We start from the raw sequence: 17,161 nt of genomic DNA, 5'->3' as shown, positions 1-17,161 counted from the left end.
CATTCTCCGAATCACTTTTCGGGATACACTTCTAGTTTAGGTATATAATAGCAGTATGGCGGGCATGCGAAGAGGCGAATCGACATATCAACGAGCAACGTTGGCCATGCTCGCTGTCGGCCTGGCCACGTTCAACGGCCTGTATTGCACCCAAGCACTCCTCCCCACTCTGAGCAGTGAGTTTGATATCACCCCCACGACGGCAGCGCTGACTATTTCCGCCGCCACGGGAATGCTCGCGATCTGCGTAGTACCTGCATCAATCCTGTCCGAGAAATTCGGTCGCGGTCGCGTGCTCGTCATTTCTCTCCTGGCCGCCAGCCTCCTCGGACTGGCGATCCCGTTCGTATCCAGCCCCGCGCTCCTCATTGGCATCCGCGCACTCCAAGGAATGTTCTTTGCCGGCACGCCGGCGGTCGCAATGACCTGGCTATCCGAGGAAATTCACCGCGAAGACCTCTCCCGCGCGATGGGACTGTACATCGCCGGAAACTCAGTCGGCGGACTCATCGGCCGCCTCATCCCCTCCGGAATCGTGGAGTTTGCCAGCTGGCGCTGGGCCATGGGCATCAACGCCACATTCGCCCTGTCCATGGCAGTGCTTGTGCTGGTTCTTTTGCCCAAACAGCAGAATTTCCGACCCAAGGATTTACATTTCGGCACCGAGCTACAGGCGATGCTTAATCACTGGAAGAATCCCCGCCTAGCCATGCTGTTCATCATGCCATTCCTGGCGATGGGCGTTTTCGTCTCCGTGTACAACTACCTCGGATTTCGATTGATCTCACTCTTTGGCTTGTCCGAGGGCATCGTCGGATTGCTGTTCATCATGTACTTGGCTGGCACCTGGAGTTCCGCACGGGCAGGAACACTGGTGAAAAGATACGGACCGGGACCGGTCGCCTGTTGGTCCACAGTTTTACTCTTAATCCCCATCCCCCTGATGAACACACATGTTTTGCCTGTGATGTTGGTAGCACTGTTCGTCTTCACCGCCGCATTCTTTGCCCTGCACTCCACCTCCTCAAGCTGGGTGGGACTACTTGCAAAATCCCACCGCGCAGAAGCTTCCAGCATGTACATTTTCAACTACTACGCAGGCAGTTCCGTGGTTGGCTGGCTCTCCGGGCACATGTTCCAGCTGGGCTGGTTCGAATTTACGATGTGGCTTTCCACCTTGGCTTTACTGATAGTTGGACTGGGGTTAGTGCTGTGGCGCCAGACCAGAACAGCTTCCTAGATCACCAAGTGTGGAACCGTAGGATTTAAACATGTAAATTAAAGTCATGATTAAGTCTGCTCGCCCGCGCTCCTGGCACAGCAAAGCAAGCAAGTTTGTCACGTGGTGGCTGATTGCGTTGGTAATTGCCGGACTCATTCACCCCGTATTGCCACAGTTTCGATGGATTCTGATCCATCTATTCACCCTGGGTGCACTGACCAACTCAGTCATGCTCTGGAGCGGACACTTCACCGAAAAATGGCTCCACTCCGCTGTGTCAGATTCCCAGCGAGAGCACACCGTTTGGCGCTTTTATCTGCTCAACTCAGCAATCATGGCGATTATCCTCGGCCAGCTCAGTGGGCTGCCAGTTGTCACCGCCATCGGCGCAGGTGGCGTGATCCTTGCCCTCATCTGGCATTTCGGCTTCCTCCTGAGCCTCTACCAGAGCGACAAGCGCTTTTCTCATTCCGTGCAGGCATATCTACTCTCCGCACTGTCGCTCATGGTGGGCGCAGTCTTCGGTGGCGCTATGGCGTTTTCACTTCCTGACCCCTGGCCAAGTCGACTACTGGAGTCACATTTACTACTGAACTTCGGTGGCTTTGTTGGCTTCGCGGCACTGGGCAGCCTAGCGGTACTCTTTCCAGCGATGTGGCGCACCCAGATCGTGCGGGACTACACCAAACCCGCGCTGCACCTTCTATCCATTGGGCTGGTCATTGGGATTATCGGCAGCCTCACCGGACGTGGCGCACAGGCAGGTTTACTCATCTATACCGCGGGATGGGCGCTGGCCTTGACGGGCTTCCTTTTCAGCGCATTTCGAGTCCTGCTCAATCCTCGAGACCGACTCTCTTTCGCTGCGCTTTCAGCACTGTTCAGCCAATTCTGGCTGATCGGATCCCTGCTCGTTTTTGCTTTTGGATCCACCTTGCCCACGCTGGGTCTCCTCGTTGGATTCGCTGCACAGTTGCTGATCGGCACGATGAGCTACGTTTTGCCATCTACCATTGGCGGCGGACCCGCAGCGGTACGCGCAGGAATGTACACAATGAACCAGGGCGCACTGTTTCGTTCCACCGTGATCAATGGCGGTCTGCTGATCTGGATCTACAGCACCAACTCGTGGCTCAAGGTAGTTGCTTCCTTGTTGGTATGTGGAGCTTTAGGTTGGTTCTTGGTGGCTATGCCATTTGCCGTGAAGACCCAAAAGGCAGTGCTATTGAAGGAATCCGAAGGACCCGAGCCACACAAGGCACCACGGTGGAATCAAATAACCGCCGGGGTGGCCACACTGACTGCGCTCGCAGTGCTGTTCAGTGGTGGCACAAGTGTGCCACCTTCACCGACATCCGATTCTGCCACCATGGCTACCGGTCAAACCACCACTGTGAACATCATGATTCACGGCATGGCGTTTAGCCCAAATGCTATTGACGTTCCCAAAGGCAACCGGCTCATCCTCAACGTTGCTAATCATGACGGCCAGATACATGACCTCGTTTTAGAATCTGGTGCTACTTCCGGCAGACTTCAGCCCGGCGCGACCACCACCGTTGATGCTGGCATTATCACAACATCCCAAGAAGCATGGTGTTCGATAGCAGGTCATCGCATGCAGGGAATGACTCTCCAGATCAACGTCGATGGCAATGCAGACCACAATAATCCGGGTGGCTCCAGCGCAGGCTTTGCTAAGCAGCAGCCCAAGGCGCCAGAGTCAGCCCTGGTAGACGCCTCCCTCGAGCCCGCTCCGGCAGCAAAGGTGCACGAAGTGACCATCGATGTGCAGGAAACGGAAATCAACGGCCGTGGCCGCTGGACTTTCAATGGCGGGATTCAAGGTCCGATTCTGCGTGGCAAAGTCGGCGACGAGTTTCGCGTCACCTTCATCAACTCCGGCACCATGGCGCATTCCATTGATTTTCATGCTGGGCAAGTGTCCCCAGATGAGACGATGAAGTCGATTAATCCTGGGGAACAGCTGGAATACAATTTTCGCGCCAACCATGCTGGCATTTGGCTGTACCACTGCGGCACAATGCCGATGTCTATGCACGTGGCCGCGGGCATGTTCGGTGCGGTAATTATTGATCCACCGGGTCTAGCTCCAGTGGATCAGGAATTTTTGCTGGTGCAATCTGAGGTTTACGGCCTGGACGGCACGTCAGACAACCCGGTTGACCCAGCCAAGCTGGCCGCAGGCGAGCCTGACGCTGTGGTGTTCAATGGCTGGGAAGACCAGTATGTGGCCACTCCCCTGCAATTGAAAGCTGGCGAAACGGCTCGTTTTTGGCTCCTCGACGCCGGGCCGAATCGCCCGTTGAGCTTTCACATCGTGGGCGGACAATTCCACACGATGTACAAGGAAGGCGCCTATACCTTGTTGGATGGCACTACCCCTGGTCTAGCTGGGCCGAAAACTGGTGGCGGTCAAGCACTGGACCTCAGCGCAGCCCAGGGCGGCTTCGTGGAAGCAACGTTCCCTGAAGCGGGAACATACACGATGGTCAATCACAGTTTCATCGATGCCGAACGCGGAGCTCGCGGCAAATTGGTGGTGACTCCCTAATCGACTAGGAGAGGTCGAGTACCTTTTGCAGCTCTTTGAACGGTTCCGGCTGCACTTCGTGGAGCACGCTTCGCCCGACTCGTACCTTTCGGAGCAACCCGGCGTCGGTAAGCAGCTTGAGGTGGTGCGAGACGGTCGGCTGAGACAGTGAGGTGCGCCCGACTAGGTCATTGACGGTGAGCGGGCCGCAGCCGGCGGCTTCGATTTCGGAGAGCAACTGCAATCGGACGGGGTCGGAGAGTACTTTGAACAGCGCCGCGAGCCTCTCGGCCTCCCCATCCGAGAGGGGGCCATCACACAGCGAACAACATTCCATGCACTCAGTATATATTGACAGTGCTCGATAGGACATTTAACATATTGATAAACTTCAATAAAAGGTGAAAGAATGTCATTCCTCGACCGCTTCCTGCCCGTCTGGATCCTCCTGGCCATGGGCCTCGGCCTTCTGCTCGGCAACACCGTACCCGGCATTGCCGACGCGCTGAACTCCTACCAAATCGACAGCGTCTCCATCCCCATCGCCATCGGCCTGCTGGTCATGATGTACCCCCCGCTGGCGAAGGTGCGCTACGACAAAACCCGCGAAATCACGTCCGACCGTCGCCTCATGACGGTGTCCCTCATCCTCAACTGGATCGTCGGGCCACTGTTCATGTTCACCCTGGCATGGATCTTCCTCCCCGACCAGCCTGAACTGCGCACCGGCCTGATCATCGTTGGCCTCGCACGCTGCATCGCCATGGTGCTCGTCTGGTCCGATCTCGCGTGTGCGGACAGCGAAGCCACCGCGGTGCTCGTGGCCGTCAACTCCGTCTTCCAGGTCTTGATGTTCGGCATCCTCGGCTGGTTCTACCTGCAGGTACTCCCAAGCTGGCTGGGCTTGCCGACGACCTCGGCCGAATTCTCCTTCTGGGCCATCGTTTCCTCGGTACTGGTCTTCTTGGGCATCCCACTGCTCCTCGGCGTGCTGTCCCGCGTTCTCGGCGAGAAGCTCAAGGGTCGTGCCTGGTACGAAAACACCTTTATTCCCGCCATTTCTCCCCTCGCTTTGCTGGGTTTGCTCTACACAATCGTGCTGCTCTTCGCCCTGCAGGGCGAGCACATTGCAGAGAACCCGTGGGCCGTGGCTCGCCTCGCGATCCCGCTCCTTGCCTACTTCATCGGCATGTTTTTCATTGCCACGCTGGCCTCCTGGAAGTCCGGGATGGGCTACGCGCAATCGGCTTCTGTTGCGTTCACCGCAGCAGGCAATAACTTTGAGCTTGCCATCGCCGTTGCCATCGGCACTTTCGGCGCGGCATCTGGTCAGGCGCTAGCTGGAACCATTGGGCCGTTGATCGAAGTCCCCGTGCTGGTCGCGCTTGTTTACGTCATGAAGTGGCTAAAGCCACGCCTATTCTCCCAGGAGGTCTAAATGAAGAAGGTTTTGTTCATTTGCGTCGGCAACGGCGGCAAGTCCCAAATGGCCGCTGCCCTGGCCGAGAAGTACGCCGGCGATCGCCTGGAGATCCATTCCGCAGGCACCAAGCCGGGCACCAAGCTCAATCAGGAGTCCGTCGCGGCGATTGCTGAGGTCGGCGCGGACATGTCTGCTGGTGTGCCAAAACCGATCGATCCAGCCCTTCTCGCTGAAGCCGACCGCGTCATCGTCCTTGGCGAAGACGCCCAGGTAGAAGGCAACACCGAGCGCTGGGTCACCGTGGAACCTTCCCACGATGGCATCACCGGCATGGAGCGCATGCGCCTGGTTCGCGATGACATCGACACCCGCGTCCAGCAGCTAATCCGCGAAATAGATTCCAGCGTGTAGCTTGCAGCCCGGATTGAACTGAGCACCACACTTCGGGCAACTATCCGCGTACTCCGCAGCCGTCATCTCGTGGCCACACACGCCACACATGACGGCTTTTTCGTCTCGAGGCATCGCCCCAAACGCATGCCCGGACTCCTGATGACACTGGTAGCACGCCCAATACTCCCCGCAGGTCGCGCACTTGTTAGCCACTACGTCAAGCTCGGAGTGGTAGTGCTCGCAGCGCCCGTGCTTATCGACGGTCCGTCCCCGAATCACTCGAACACCACCGCTTCTCGGGACAACTTTGCGGGGTCGAACTGTTCCAAAAGCCCGGCCGGCGATGCCGGTTGAAGCCCGATCGATAGCGCGAGTCTTTCCTTCGCTTCCACTAGATCCATCTCTCGCAGCGTCACTGCGCCATCGCGCTTGGCTAAGCGTTTGCCTTCTTTGTTGAGCACCAACGGAACGTGGACGTACTCAGGAACCGGCAGACCTAAAAGTGAAGCTAGATAAGCCTGCCTTGGGGCGGAGGAGAGCAAATCATCCCCGCGCACTACCTGGTTGACGCCCTGAAAGGCATCATCCACCACCACGGCCAGGTTGTAGGCCCAGTCACCATCGCCGCGGCGCAGAATCATGTCATCCACTTCGCCGGTATACGAGCCGGCGAAGTAGTCGTGCACGGTAAATTCACGCACCTCAGAACGCAGTCGCAACGCAGGCGGCCGGCCAGAGGGTACGCCACCATCACGGCACGTGCCAGGGTACGACCCCGGGATGGCGTGCGGGGCTCTCGATGCCTCCTGGATGTCCTTGCGAGAGCAATAGCATTCGAAGGTCGGCAGCTGATTTAATGCCGCCGCATATGCGGCTGACCTGGTGGATTGATACAACACATCACCATCCCAGTCCAGGCCAATGGCGGCCAGGTCCTCGAGCTGGCGCTGTGCGGATTCACGGGAAGACCTGCCGGTGTCAACATCTTCGACCCGTAGGAGAAACGAACCGCCGTCGTAACGCGCGAACAACCACGCGAGCAGGGCGGTGCGCAGATTTCCGAAGTGGAGGTCACCACTCGGGCTTGGGGCATAGCGTCCGATCATGGTAGTTAATGCTAGTGAACACTTCTAAGTCTGGGGAGGGCGTAGCCAACGCTGCGTCCGTTCATGCCCCCCGCCACATCACTGTCCAACGTTCCTTCTACCCGGTGCTGCTCGCCCTGTTTGTGGCGATCTTCATCATCTCCAATATCACCGCCCAAAAGGGTGTTGCCTTCGGCCCGATCATCACCGATGGTGCCTTCTTCCTCTTCCCCGTCGCCTATGTGATCGGCGACGTACTCTCTGAATGCTACGGATTCAAGGCCACTCGCAACGCGATCTGGACCGGTTTCGTCGGCATGATCCTCGCTGTCATTGCCTTCTATATCGCCATCGGGCTGCCGGGCGCTGACTTCTACGAAGGCCAAGAATCCTTCGCTGGCGTCCTCGGATTGGTCCCACAGATCGTCCTCGCTTCGCTCGCCGGCTACCTAGTCGGACAGCTGCTCAACGCATTTACCCTGGTCAAGATCAAAGAAAAGACCGGCGAGAAGTCCCTGTGGGCGCGTCTGATCTCATCCACCGTCGTCGGTGAATTCGGCGATACCTTGATCTTCTGCCTCATCGCCGCCCCGGTCATCGGTATCACGACATTCTCCGACACCGTGAATTACACCGTCGTCGGCTTTCTGTGGAAGACCGCCGTCGAGATCTGCATGATGCCGATCACCTATGCCGTGATCAATTGGGTGAAGAAGCGCGAGAATTACTAGCCCATGTCGAATTTGGTTATGCAGATTGACGAAATGACCGGTCAAAGGTCAGTTTGCATTGCCAAATCCAGCGCTGGTCTCTAGCCACGTCCGCACCGCTTCCGTCGCCCGACAGTCGTCCTCGTTGTAGCGCAGCAATTCTTCGCGCGCGACATCTGAGCCAGCGGCTGCTTCCAGGAACAAATTGACGGAGCTTTCCCCATCAATGTCTCCGCCGTAGCTGTATCCCGCGGCGGGGGCAACTACTTTCAGGCCCAAACCGAATGGCCCGATGAGCTGAGATTTCACCAGGCGGAAAACGTCGATCCAGTAGTCGGAGCCAATAAATTCTTCGACCTCCGCGGCCAACTCAGGAGTACCGAATCTGGCCACTGACCTGCGCAGCCAATGGTTTTCACCGTGGTTCGAGTAGCAGAAGGCACCGAAGGTTTTCCCGGATGCCAACGCTTCAGAGCGGGCCGAAGTCACGAATGACCAAAAATCAAAAAAGGCGTCCGATTCGGAGGACAGCGACCACGCCGTAAAGGCGTGATACGCCGAGCCGTCATAGACTCCCCACAGGTAAACTCCCTGGTCAAGGTAAGCCTCGAGGTCGATGAACAGCTCCACATCAAAGCGCGGAGCATGCAGCGCGCCACGCGGAACTACGATGTGACCGGATCGGAATGCGGAGGCCAACAGGGAGACTTCGCCGAGGTCGGCGTCGATAAGCCCCTGCACCGTCGTAATCCCCTTGTCGCGGTACGGGTTGGCGCGGTCGCCCGGAAGCAGCAGGGAGATGTCGTCGGCGGCCTCCAAAGCTGAGGAGCACAATGACCAGAACCGGCAGGAATCACATTCCTTGACGCGACGCGGCCCCGTCGGGGTCGGCACCACCAGCGCCCGGTCCAACGCCTCATCTAAAGGTGCCAGCGGCTCCAGGAACGCCCGCGTGCGATCCTGACCGATCGTCGCGCCATAGCCGCATGACAGGTCCATCTCAGAAAGAGCCCGTCCGGCGAGCGCGAGCCGATATGTATCCAAAGCGTGATGTCGAATCTTAAACTCGCCGGTCAGGACCCCTCCGAGCCCCAATCGCGGCACAGCCAGGTACGGCGTCGCCCGACCCGGCGCGACCCGTGCCGCGCGGTGGTTAGAGATCATGATCGGCAGGTAACCGCCATCGAAGGCGACCAGGATATCCACCTCGATTTCAAAGTCGCCCCACTCGAGCATCGCGTCCGTAATGAGGGTGTCCCCGGCGGCAATCGCCTCAAGGGTCTCAAAGTACGAGTGAGCAGCGGAAACCCGGTTGAAATAGGTGCGATCTCCGATGGACCGTGACTGCGGCAGGAGCGCATAGACAGCGGCGATCGCGGCGTCGATACGCTGCGCGCGGGCCTGACCAGCTTCACTCGGGCCGATCTCGGGGTGCGCGGCGTGTTGGACAGCGCGGAACCGGCAGCCGACGAGATCGCTTGGATGAGTCACGTTTATTACTCTGCCATGAACGCCACTTCTAAGACAGGTAGGGTTGGGGACAAGAAATATTGCGATTAAGGAGAAACCATGGGCGTTTTTGAGAAGATCCGCAAGGCACGTGCCAAGACCAAGGCCGAGGTCAAGGCAGCTAAGACTCGCGCTAAGGCTGAAGTTAAGGCAGCTCAAAAGGACCGCGCCCGCCAGCAGAAGTTGCTCGCGCAGCAGGAGCACAAGCTGCTGAAGGCGGAGCAGAAAGGTCTCAAGGCTCGTCGCAAGCAGGAGCTTAAGATCGCCAAGACCGAGCTGGAAAAGCGCAAGGCCGGCAAGATTAACAAGGCAAACGTGCAGCGCTACGTGGGTGTCGCCCGGATGCTCACCCCGGTTTTGTTGCCACTCATTTACAAGGCTTCCACCCAGATCCAGGAGTCTCTGACCAAGCAGCGCGCGCAGAAGCACGGCGTTTCTGCCGCCGAGATGTCCCAGTTCGCGGGCCACGGCGCTACCCTGAAGGCTCGCATCGCGGGTCTGCGTAAGAACGCCGAGCAGGCGAACCTGCCGCGTGGCTTCGTGCTCGATGTCAAGGAGCGTTTGGACGAGCTGGACAAGGCCGTAGACAACGCCGAGTTCATGACCCCTGAGCAGCGTCGACGCGCACACCGCTCCATCATTGGTGACATCGACTTGGTTGCAGGCGAGATTCAGAAGAAGCTTGTTTGATCTAGACCAAATTGGCGCTGGGCTGCCGGTCCGTTCCCGGATCGGCGAGCTGGCACCGCTGCTTCTCGACGCCCACAGGTTGGTCGTTCAGGCACCGCCCGGCACGGGTAAGACGACGCTCGTGCCTCCGGCGGTGTTTAATGCTGTCGGCGGTCGCGTTGTTGTCGTGGCGCCTCGACGTGTGGCCGTGCGGGCGGCGGCGTCCCGTTTGGGGCAGCTTTCTGGTCTGCCGATCGGTTATTCCATCAGGGGTTCATCAAAGCACTCTGAGCTGGTGGAATTTGTGACCCCGGGCGTGCTGCTGCGCCGTTTGCTGCGCGATCCTTTCCTCGACGGCATCTCTGCCGTCGTATTTGATGAGGTCCACGAGCGACAGTTAGACACGGACCTGGCCCTGGGAATGGTGCTTGAGCTCGCGGAGCTTCGCGAGGACCTGGCCGTGGTGGCTATGTCTGCCACCATCGACGCTTCACGCTTTTCTGAGCTCCTGATCGCCCCGATTTTAGAGACCCCGGCGGTGACACACCCGCTAACCATTGAGTATCAGCCCATCCCGGGGCGAGTGACCGGGGATCGTTCCTTCTACTCCGCGCTGGCCCGCGTTGCTGATGCCCAAGTGGGACCGCATTCCGTGCTGGTGTTCGTGCCTGGGGTGCGGGAAGTGAACTGGGTGTGCTCGGAGATCAACGCCCTGCCACTGCACGGCCGATTGACCGCTGCGGAGCAGGATCTGGCATTGGCCGATTCGGGCCCGCGGGTGATCGTGGCGACCAACGTGGCGGAATCCTCACTCACGGTCCCCGGGGTGCGCGTTGTGGTTGATGCTGGCTTGGCCCGCGTTCCCCGGCGCGATCGCGCTCGCGGGATGACGGGTTTGGTGACTTCGTCGATCGCGAAGTCCTCAGCGGACCAGCGCGCTGGCCGTGCGGGCCGTGAAGGCCCCGGCATGGTCATTCGCGCCTATTCTGCCGCCGATTACGAGGCGTTTAAGCCTTATCCGGTGCCGGAGATTCTCTCCTCGGATCTCACCCAGGCAGCGCTATTCCTGCACTGCTGGGGCTCGCTTGATGTGCCGATGCTGGATGAGCCGCCGGCTGCGGCGATGGCCGATGCTTCCGAAGTGTTGCGCGAGCTCGGCGCGCTCGACCCCGAGCTCACCGATCTGGGGCGCAAGCTGGCAGCGCTCCCCTTGGAGCCTCATCTTGGCCGAGCGTTGCTCTCCACCGGAGATGTCGCCACAGTGGCGGCGCTTGCGGATCAACCGTCCGGAGATATTGCACTTTTACATGCGCCCGCCCGCGAAGTGCGCCGACTGTCTGCATTGGTATCTCCCGGCCCCCGCAACCCGGGTCTGACCACGGCGCTGGCCTACCCGGAATGGATCGGCCGACGAGTCGCTCCCAATACCTACCTCTTGGCTTCCGGCACCCGGGCGGTATTTTCCGACCTACACGATGAGTGGATTGCTTGCGCTTCCGTCACACGGTCGGCCACTGGTGGCGTGATTCGGGCGGCGGCTGCGCTTTCCGAGGCGGATGCACTGTCGGTGTTGCCGATCGTTGAGGAGGACTCCGTCTCGGTCGAAAACGGAAAGATCAAGGGCGTGCGCGTGCGACGAGCAGGGGCGATCACGCTCTCGACGACGCCGGTTCGCTTGGAGTCCTCCCAAGTGCGGACAGCCCTGGCCAACGCGGTACGCAGCAACGGGCTGGACTTCCTCGAATTCTCCGAATCATTCACCTCCCTGAGAGATCGCCTCGCTTTCCTGCACACGCATCTCGGTGCGCCCTGGCCCGATATGTCTGACCAGGCCTTGGTGCAGCGAGTTGAAGAATGGCTCGGCTCTTCACTAAAAGTGGGCGCAGATGCCTTGCAACCACTCCTCCCCTGGCCCGAGGCTGCCCGGTTAGGTGAACTCGCGCCCGAACGCTTGCTCGTACCCAGCGGAAACACCCACCACCTGCACTACGACACTGGACGCCCCGTGTGTCAGGTAAAGCTGCAGGAGTGTTTTGGGCTCGCTGAATCACCGGAATTTTGTGGCGTAAAGGTGCAATTTCACCTGCTCAGCCCGGCTGGCCGACCACTAGCCGTGACCGATGACCTGAAGAGTTTCTGGTCCGGCCCCTACCAAGGGGTGCGTGCCGACATGCGCGGCCGCTATCCGAAGCATCCCTGGCCGGAGGATCCGTGGACTGCGCCCGCGACGGCGCGGACAAAGAGAAGTATTCGTTAACCAGCAATAACCTAGAGATATGACCAATACCGGAGGAGTAGCAATGGATTCGAAACTCGAACATCTAATCAACTATTTCACCGAATCCGCACGGATCAGCGGCCTCACAAAATCTAAAGAGGAGGATGCTCCATTCGAGCAGTCTCCATACTCAGTGTTATGGTACTACGAACACTTTCTTAAGCAAGACCTCGCCTGGAACAATGGGCCCAATTTATTAAGGGCATTCCTTACTGGTCAGGGGCTACCACCTCCTGCCGAGGACATCGTCAGCCAACGCAACCAACTGTTAGATGAGCTTCGCCAAGAACAGTCCGTCATTTTTGGCTCAGAGCGAATGCTTAACGACTCCCAGCTCACCGCTGTCGCGAATGCTACACATTTCCCAGTGTCTTTTGTGCAAGGGCCTCCTGGAACTGGAAAAACCCTAACAATTTCACGCATTGCAGCTTTCGTCGCAAATCAGAATAAGACAGTGGCAATTGTTTCAAGTAACAACACTGCTATTTCCAACGTCTTAGAGGTTCTTGAAAGGGCCGATGATCTAGCTACTAGCAGTCAAGTACTGTCGGGGATATCTGCTCGAGTAGCGAAACTCGGACACTCTGGCATCCGTAGAGAATTGGAACTACCCCGCAAAGATGGCGACGGAATGTGGAAGTTCTCGACTGATTCTTCTATCGAATATCGAGCTGGATCCCTAGGAACACTGGGTTCGGGACAATACCGAAAGGGCTGGGAGGCTTCTGTTTCCCATGATGATTTTCTAGCCGACTACCCAATAGTTTTAAGTACCCTACATTCAATCAAGAAGTGCTTCGCCGACGGCGCAGATCCTGATAAAAAGTTCGACCTAGTCATCATGGACGAAAGCTCCCAAACGAATTCGATGCTCGGAATCCTTGCGTTAAGCTGCGCAAAATCAATCGTTTTAGTTGGAGACGAAAATCAATTGCCTCCGATCGTGTCAGAAGCTATCCCAGATGTTTCGTACCCAGTTTTCGACATGAAACAGCCTAACCATAGCTTCCTTACTGCCTGCTACGAGATTTTTGGGGCTGCACAAATCACTCCAGACCGCACGTTTCTCAATGAGCATTATCGCTGTCACCCTGGCATCATTAATTTCTGCAATACTGAGATCTACCGGAATCAACTTGACATTCGTACGGATACCTCAGGATTTTGCTCGGAAGGCGCCGAAATCCCCATTCGAGTCACTTGTTATCAAGGAGACTACCGCGAGTCGGAATTCCACAAAGATTTTGAACAGCTAACCGCCGACGATCCGGTGTATTCCTCTGCTGTCAATAGAAAACAAATGGCAATCTTGCGACATGATCTCATGCCAGATATACGTAGGCATTTGGAGGCAGGAAGAACGATCTGCTTTCTTACTCCGTTCCGCAAACAGATGGACCACTTAGCGGCGATCATCAACGAAGAGACTCAATCCGTTACTAGGATTAGCGACCTACCAGCCGAGGGATCCTTTACCCAATTGACCGTAAGTCCAAAATCGTTGACCGTCCACCGATCACAAGGTCAGGAATTCGATGTTGTTTACCTCTTGCCAGTGGAAGACGGAAGCTGGCGATGGCCTTGGTCGCAGGGACGGAATTTGGTTAATGTCGCGGTGTCTCGCGCAAAGCAAGAATTACATGTTGTGGTCTCCACAAAGCTAATGGAGACAGCCACCCAACTTGCACTGTATGGCGAGTCGCATGAGCCAATGATTCCTGTGGCACTGGCGGACGACCCAGGTAAACAACATTTGTATATTCGCCGACTCGTGGAATATGTCCACTTCGGCATACAAGGACGACACCAAAAGTACGGTATTAAGCCAACAAACATTGAGTCCGTTTTCGATCAACGGTACCGTTTTCAACTTAAGAACGAATCACTGCAGTCAGCAGGCGAGCTAGCCGTTGTCGACTACCTTGAAAACCTACGCGACCAAGCAGTTTTACAGCATGTGCCATTGCATTCCCTGGAGATCGACGGTACGCCAATCCTCGAATTATTCGAGGATGATGCCGATTCCCAACTTCTAATCCGTTCTGGGCACATCGATATCGCAATTGTCGACATCTACTCGAGGCAGCTGCTCCTAGCGATCGAGATTGACGGTGCCTACCATCGCTTCAATTCCAACCTCGATGAATTGCGTATTCAGAAACGCAACGACAGAATGAAAGATCAGATCCTCACCGACATCGGCATGCAAGTGCTTCATGGCAACCGATTAAACGGTGAGCTGGCGAATAGAAAGCCAGTGCTATTACGACTACCCGACGACGGATCCACGTTCTGGGAAACCGACCGTCTACACAGAAGTGCACGCGCGAACTTTTGCGAAAAATACTCGGGCGATTCTCGTCGCCCATGCGATTGCGTTGGACTACGCTCATGTCTAGTCGATCAACATGTCACACTCGATTCCCTTATTGAGTCTTCGACTGTCGGGGCACTTGACATTCGTATAACTATTCCGACTCAGCTTCCAGACCCAGGCTCTCGACCACCACTACTGGCTACCATCGCTTCGATGTTTCCATTCCTTTTACGGCCCGCGGTCTTAACACTTGGATCATTCATGTCCCCCTCTGGAGAGGCACGTTCACTGACAAAGTTCCTCAAGAAGTGGGAGGAAGATGATCCGACTTCCTACCAGGAAATCATTGGAACTCGAAACGTTCGTGAAATTACAACCATCTTGGTGGAACAGGAAGTTCTCGAAAACTCGCCAAACGGCAAGCTCCCCACCAACTATGGGTACAGTATCGGTCTTGTCGTTCTAAAGGGCAAAAACACGAACGGCTCGTTTTCTTATGCCGGTTACCCCTCTGCCTTAGAAAAGACACTTCGACAGGAAATTTCCGAGCTTATCCGGTTGAATCAAAAGTAGAGTCTTTCACCATCTCAAAGGATCTTCAAAAATGGACATTAAAGATATTATTGATTTTCTTGGGGCAATCAGCGCAGTCCTCGGTGCAGGCTTTGCGTTCGCAGCACTACTTGTATCGAGACAAGCCAATGGCATTTCCCGCGAAGCCAAAAGAATTGCTAATGACCAGGTAGAGGAGGAAAAAGAGCAAAACCTTCGCGCCATGGCTGCAAGTATCCAAGCATGGTACGCTACAAGCGCAAAGCGTGATGAATCTAGAGAATGGGCCGTTATTATTCGGAACGAAGGTCCCATGTCCGGCGTATTATATGACCTGGATTTTCGCGTAATATCGGGAATGAAGAACAATTCACCAATCGTCAAGATCCTAAAAATTAAGCGCCTACCTCCAGGATCTTATTTCGCAAAGAGTGTTGATGGCGATCTGTCGCCCCACGGATTCGAGTGGCCCCTTTGGTTGTCAGACGAAGTTCGTTTCGCTCCCATCACCAGCTCAGACAAGTATTTCATCGAAAAATTCTCCTTTAAAGACCATCTCATGACTAAGTGGGAATGGGATCATGAGAACGGCTTGCGAAAAGTCTCGAGCTCGATGTAAAACACCCTTGACGTAAAGCACGCTTTACATCTACGCTGGAGGTATGAAAACCAAGTTCGGCACGATGCGTGGCGGTCACCCCACTCCCATTCTCCTGAGCCTTTCGACGATTCTCGGCCTAGCCGTCGCCGTAGCGCTCGGCTATATCGCATCCTGGCGCACCCCACAGGTCGATTCGTTGCTGATCATCCTGATCACTGCAGCGTGCACGGCTCCAGTGCTAGCCACAGCGGCGTGGGCATTGTTGGTAGACCTCAGCACGGTCGCGGGGCGGGCCGATCGCGTCGAAGAGAGCATAGAAAGCCATTGGGCCAATGAAGCCTTGAGCGGAATGGCCACAGACAACCTCCTAACCCTAGGCCTGCTCACCGCCGTCGTTTCCATCGGCAGAGTCGAGCTACCGACACAGCACCTCCTGCTCGGATTGCTACTGCTCAACATGGCCAGCTTCGGCGTTCGCTACCTCGTAGCACAAAGGAAGGGCAGCTAGCGTTGCGCAACTACCTCCCCGAAGCCCGCAAGCAGCGCGGACTCTCCCAGCAGGCGCTTGCCGACGCCCTAGGCGTCTCCCGCCAAACAATCATTTCCATCGAGAAGGGGCGCTTCGACCCGTCCCTGCCCTTGGCCTTTGATCTGGCTCGGTTCTTCGACTGCCACATCGAGGATCTGTTCACCCCGGAGCAGGTGTAAAACATACATCCACGCAGCCCCCACCGCATAACCTGCGGCAATATCCACCGGTCGATGCACGCCAAGATGGACCCGGGACCAGCCAACCAATAAAGCAAGCAGCACTCCCGTGGAAATCGCCCACCAGCGAGGCCACACCAGTATCAGCAAGCCAGCCAGAGCGGCCGCGGCAGTGGCGTGTCCACTTGGGAAGGAATAAGAACTTTCCGCGATCGCCCCACCAGAAGGCCGTGACACGGCGAATAGTGGCTTGAGCCAGTGCGTCGTCAATGCTGCCCCAGCCACTCCGAGCACGAGCCAGGGCTTGCGCGCCATCACCGCAATACACAAGGCGTACGCGAGCACGGCCCACGGTTGGAACAGGACATCCAGCGCGAGTGCTAGCCCCACTGCTGCCACGCCAGGTAAGAGCTCATCACCACGACCATCACCAGTAATAGGATTCGAATGAGCCGCGTGCCGCCGCCGAGCACCGTGCGCGCGCCGAGCTGCGCACCGATCACATTCGCCACGGCGAGGGTCAGGCCCAGTTCCCACCAGATGTGCCCGCCCAGGGCGAACACCACTAACGCGCCGAGGTTTGTCGCGGTGTTCACTACCTTGGTCAGGGCGGTGGAGGCGAGAAAGTCCTGGGACAGGATGCCGGTGAAGACCATGATGAGGAACATGCCGGTGCCGGGGCCGAAGATGCCGTCGTAAAACGCAATGGCGGCCACGCCGAACAGTGTCACCACCCGGCGCCACATGACGGGGTTCTCCTCGGACTTTGCTTGCCCGAAGGATGGTCGGAGCGCCACGATCGTGCCAACGACCAGCATCAACACGATCACCAGCGGCCGCATGACCTCCTTGGCGATCAGCGAGGCAACCAGTGCGCCACCACCGGAGCACAGCGCCGCCAGCGGAATGTACGTCAGCGCAAGCTTGCGCGGAATCGGCACTTTCCGCACGTACGTCCACGCCGCCGACGCTGTGCCCGTCACCGCAGCGACCTTGTTCGTGGCCACCACAGCGGCCGGCGCCATTGCCGGAAATACAGCCATGATGAGCGGGATGAGAATGAGGCCACCGCCTCCGATCATGGCGTCAACCCAGCCGGCTGCGATCGATCCAACGATGAGGATGGCCCACTCACTCACG

At 57.3% G+C, this 17,161-nt stretch carries 16 protein-coding genes and 1 pseudogene; 11 read left to right on the top strand and 6 right to left on the bottom strand.

Features of this window, described 5'->3' with window-relative positions; genetic code table 11:
• The first annotated feature begins 64 nt into the window (after positions 1 to 64).
• The gene (locus CKALI_RS00730) at positions 65 to 1,240 is read left to right on the top strand and encodes an MFS transporter (protein WP_231580495.1); all 1,176 of its coding nucleotides are present in this window, start codon (positions 65 to 67) and stop codon (positions 1,238 to 1,240) included.
• A 46-nt stretch (positions 1,241 to 1,286) separates the two neighbouring features.
• Positions 1,287 to 3,797, top strand: coding sequence for a multicopper oxidase domain-containing protein (locus tag CKALI_RS00725; RefSeq protein ID WP_156191485.1), 2,511 nt, complete (start codon positions 1,287 to 1,289; stop codon positions 3,795 to 3,797).
• Between the two features lie 4 nt (positions 3,798 to 3,801).
• On the opposite strand, the gene CKALI_RS00720 is transcribed toward CKALI_RS00725, so the two are convergent.
• A complete protein-coding gene (locus tag CKALI_RS00720) occupies positions 3,802 to 4,113 on the bottom strand; it encodes an ArsR/SmtB family transcription factor (protein ID WP_231580494.1) in 312 nt (103 codons plus the stop codon).
• A 72-nt stretch (positions 4,114 to 4,185) separates the two neighbouring features.
• On the opposite strand from CKALI_RS00720, the gene arsB reads away from it, so the two are divergent.
• Both arsB and CKALI_RS00710 read left to right on the top strand, forming a co-directional pair.
• Positions 4,186 to 5,214, top strand: coding sequence for an ACR3 family arsenite efflux transporter (arsB, locus tag CKALI_RS00715; RefSeq protein WP_156191483.1), 1,029 nt, complete (start codon positions 4,186 to 4,188; stop codon positions 5,212 to 5,214).
• Positions 5,215 to 5,610, top strand: coding sequence for an arsenate-mycothiol transferase ArsC (locus CKALI_RS00710; protein WP_156191482.1), 396 nt, complete (start codon positions 5,215 to 5,217; stop codon positions 5,608 to 5,610).
• On the opposite strand, the gene CKALI_RS00705 is transcribed toward CKALI_RS00710, so the two are convergent.
• Both CKALI_RS00705 and gluQRS read right to left on the bottom strand, forming a co-directional pair.
• Positions 5,581 to 5,871, bottom strand: a complete 291-nt coding sequence (locus tag CKALI_RS00705; RefSeq protein WP_156191481.1) for a CHY zinc finger protein — start codon at positions 5,869 to 5,871, stop codon at positions 5,581 to 5,583. The genes CKALI_RS00710 and CKALI_RS00705 overlap by 30 nt on opposite strands.
• On the bottom strand, positions 5,868 to 6,698 hold the full coding sequence (gluQRS, locus tag CKALI_RS00700; protein WP_156191480.1) for a tRNA glutamyl-Q(34) synthetase GluQRS: 831 nt from the start codon (positions 6,696 to 6,698) through the stop codon (positions 5,868 to 5,870). The genes CKALI_RS00705 and gluQRS overlap by 4 nt, the downstream gene beginning before the upstream one ends.
• Positions 6,699 to 6,706: 8 nt before the next feature.
• On the opposite strand from gluQRS, the gene CKALI_RS00695 reads away from it, so the two are divergent.
• Entirely contained in the window at positions 6,707 to 7,408 is a 702-nt protein-coding gene (locus CKALI_RS00695) for a queuosine precursor transporter (RefSeq protein WP_156191479.1), read from the top strand.
• A 48-nt stretch (positions 7,409 to 7,456) separates the two neighbouring features.
• On the opposite strand, the gene CKALI_RS00690 is transcribed toward CKALI_RS00695, so the two are convergent.
• Positions 7,457 to 8,878: a TM0106 family RecB-like putative nuclease gene (locus CKALI_RS00690; protein ID WP_156191478.1), complete on the bottom strand. Its 1,422-nt coding sequence runs from the start codon at positions 8,876 to 8,878 to the stop codon at positions 7,457 to 7,459.
• Between the two features lie 78 nt (positions 8,879 to 8,956).
• Here CKALI_RS00690 and CKALI_RS12250 point away from each other — a divergent pair, with 78 nt between their 5' ends.
• The 6 genes from CKALI_RS12250 to CKALI_RS00660 are packed head-to-tail and all read left to right on the top strand — an operon-like array spanning position 8,957 to position 16,021.
• A complete protein-coding gene (locus tag CKALI_RS12250) occupies positions 8,957 to 9,586 on the top strand; it encodes a DUF6474 family protein (protein ID WP_231580493.1) in 630 nt (209 codons plus the stop codon).
• Positions 9,579 to 11,822: an ATP-dependent RNA helicase gene (locus CKALI_RS00680; protein WP_156191477.1), complete on the top strand. Its 2,244-nt coding sequence runs from the start codon at positions 9,579 to 9,581 to the stop codon at positions 11,820 to 11,822. Before CKALI_RS12250 ends, CKALI_RS00680 begins: the two co-directional genes overlap by 8 nt.
• A 43-nt stretch (positions 11,823 to 11,865) precedes the next feature.
• Positions 11,866 to 14,733 (top strand): AAA domain-containing protein, encoded by a 2,868-nt coding sequence (locus CKALI_RS00675; RefSeq protein ID WP_231580492.1) that lies wholly within the window; start codon positions 11,866 to 11,868, stop codon positions 14,731 to 14,733.
• Between the two features lie 31 nt (positions 14,734 to 14,764).
• Positions 14,765 to 15,331, top strand: a complete 567-nt coding sequence (locus CKALI_RS00670; protein ID WP_156191475.1) for a hypothetical protein — start codon at positions 14,765 to 14,767, stop codon at positions 15,329 to 15,331.
• Positions 15,332 to 15,374: 43 nt separating this feature from the next.
• Positions 15,375 to 15,821 (top strand): hypothetical protein, encoded by a 447-nt coding sequence (locus CKALI_RS00665; protein ID WP_156191474.1) that lies wholly within the window; start codon positions 15,375 to 15,377, stop codon positions 15,819 to 15,821.
• A gap of 2 nt (positions 15,822 to 15,823) precedes the next feature.
• Positions 15,824 to 16,021, top strand: a complete 198-nt coding sequence (locus CKALI_RS00660; protein WP_156191473.1) for a helix-turn-helix transcriptional regulator — start codon at positions 15,824 to 15,826, stop codon at positions 16,019 to 16,021.
• 45 nt (positions 16,022 to 16,066) lie between these two features.
• Here the strand turns inward: CKALI_RS00660 and CKALI_RS12350 are convergent.
• Positions 16,067 to 16,336, bottom strand: a pseudogene (locus tag CKALI_RS12350) (phosphatase PAP2 family protein); the annotation flags it as partial.
• A 65-nt stretch (positions 16,337 to 16,401) separates the two neighbouring features.
• Complete coding sequence (locus CKALI_RS00650; RefSeq protein WP_269076356.1) at positions 16,402 to 17,160, bottom strand: TSUP family transporter; 759 nt, start codon at positions 17,158 to 17,160, stop codon at positions 16,402 to 16,404.
• Position 17,161 lies beyond the last annotated feature (1 nt).

This window comes from Corynebacterium kalinowskii, assembly GCF_009734385.1.
Taxonomy (GTDB): Bacteria; Actinomycetota; Actinomycetes; order Mycobacteriales; family Mycobacteriaceae; genus Corynebacterium; species Corynebacterium kalinowskii.
The sequence above is the reverse complement of the archived record's forward strand: the minus strand, read 5'-3'. Positions and strand labels throughout refer to the sequence as shown.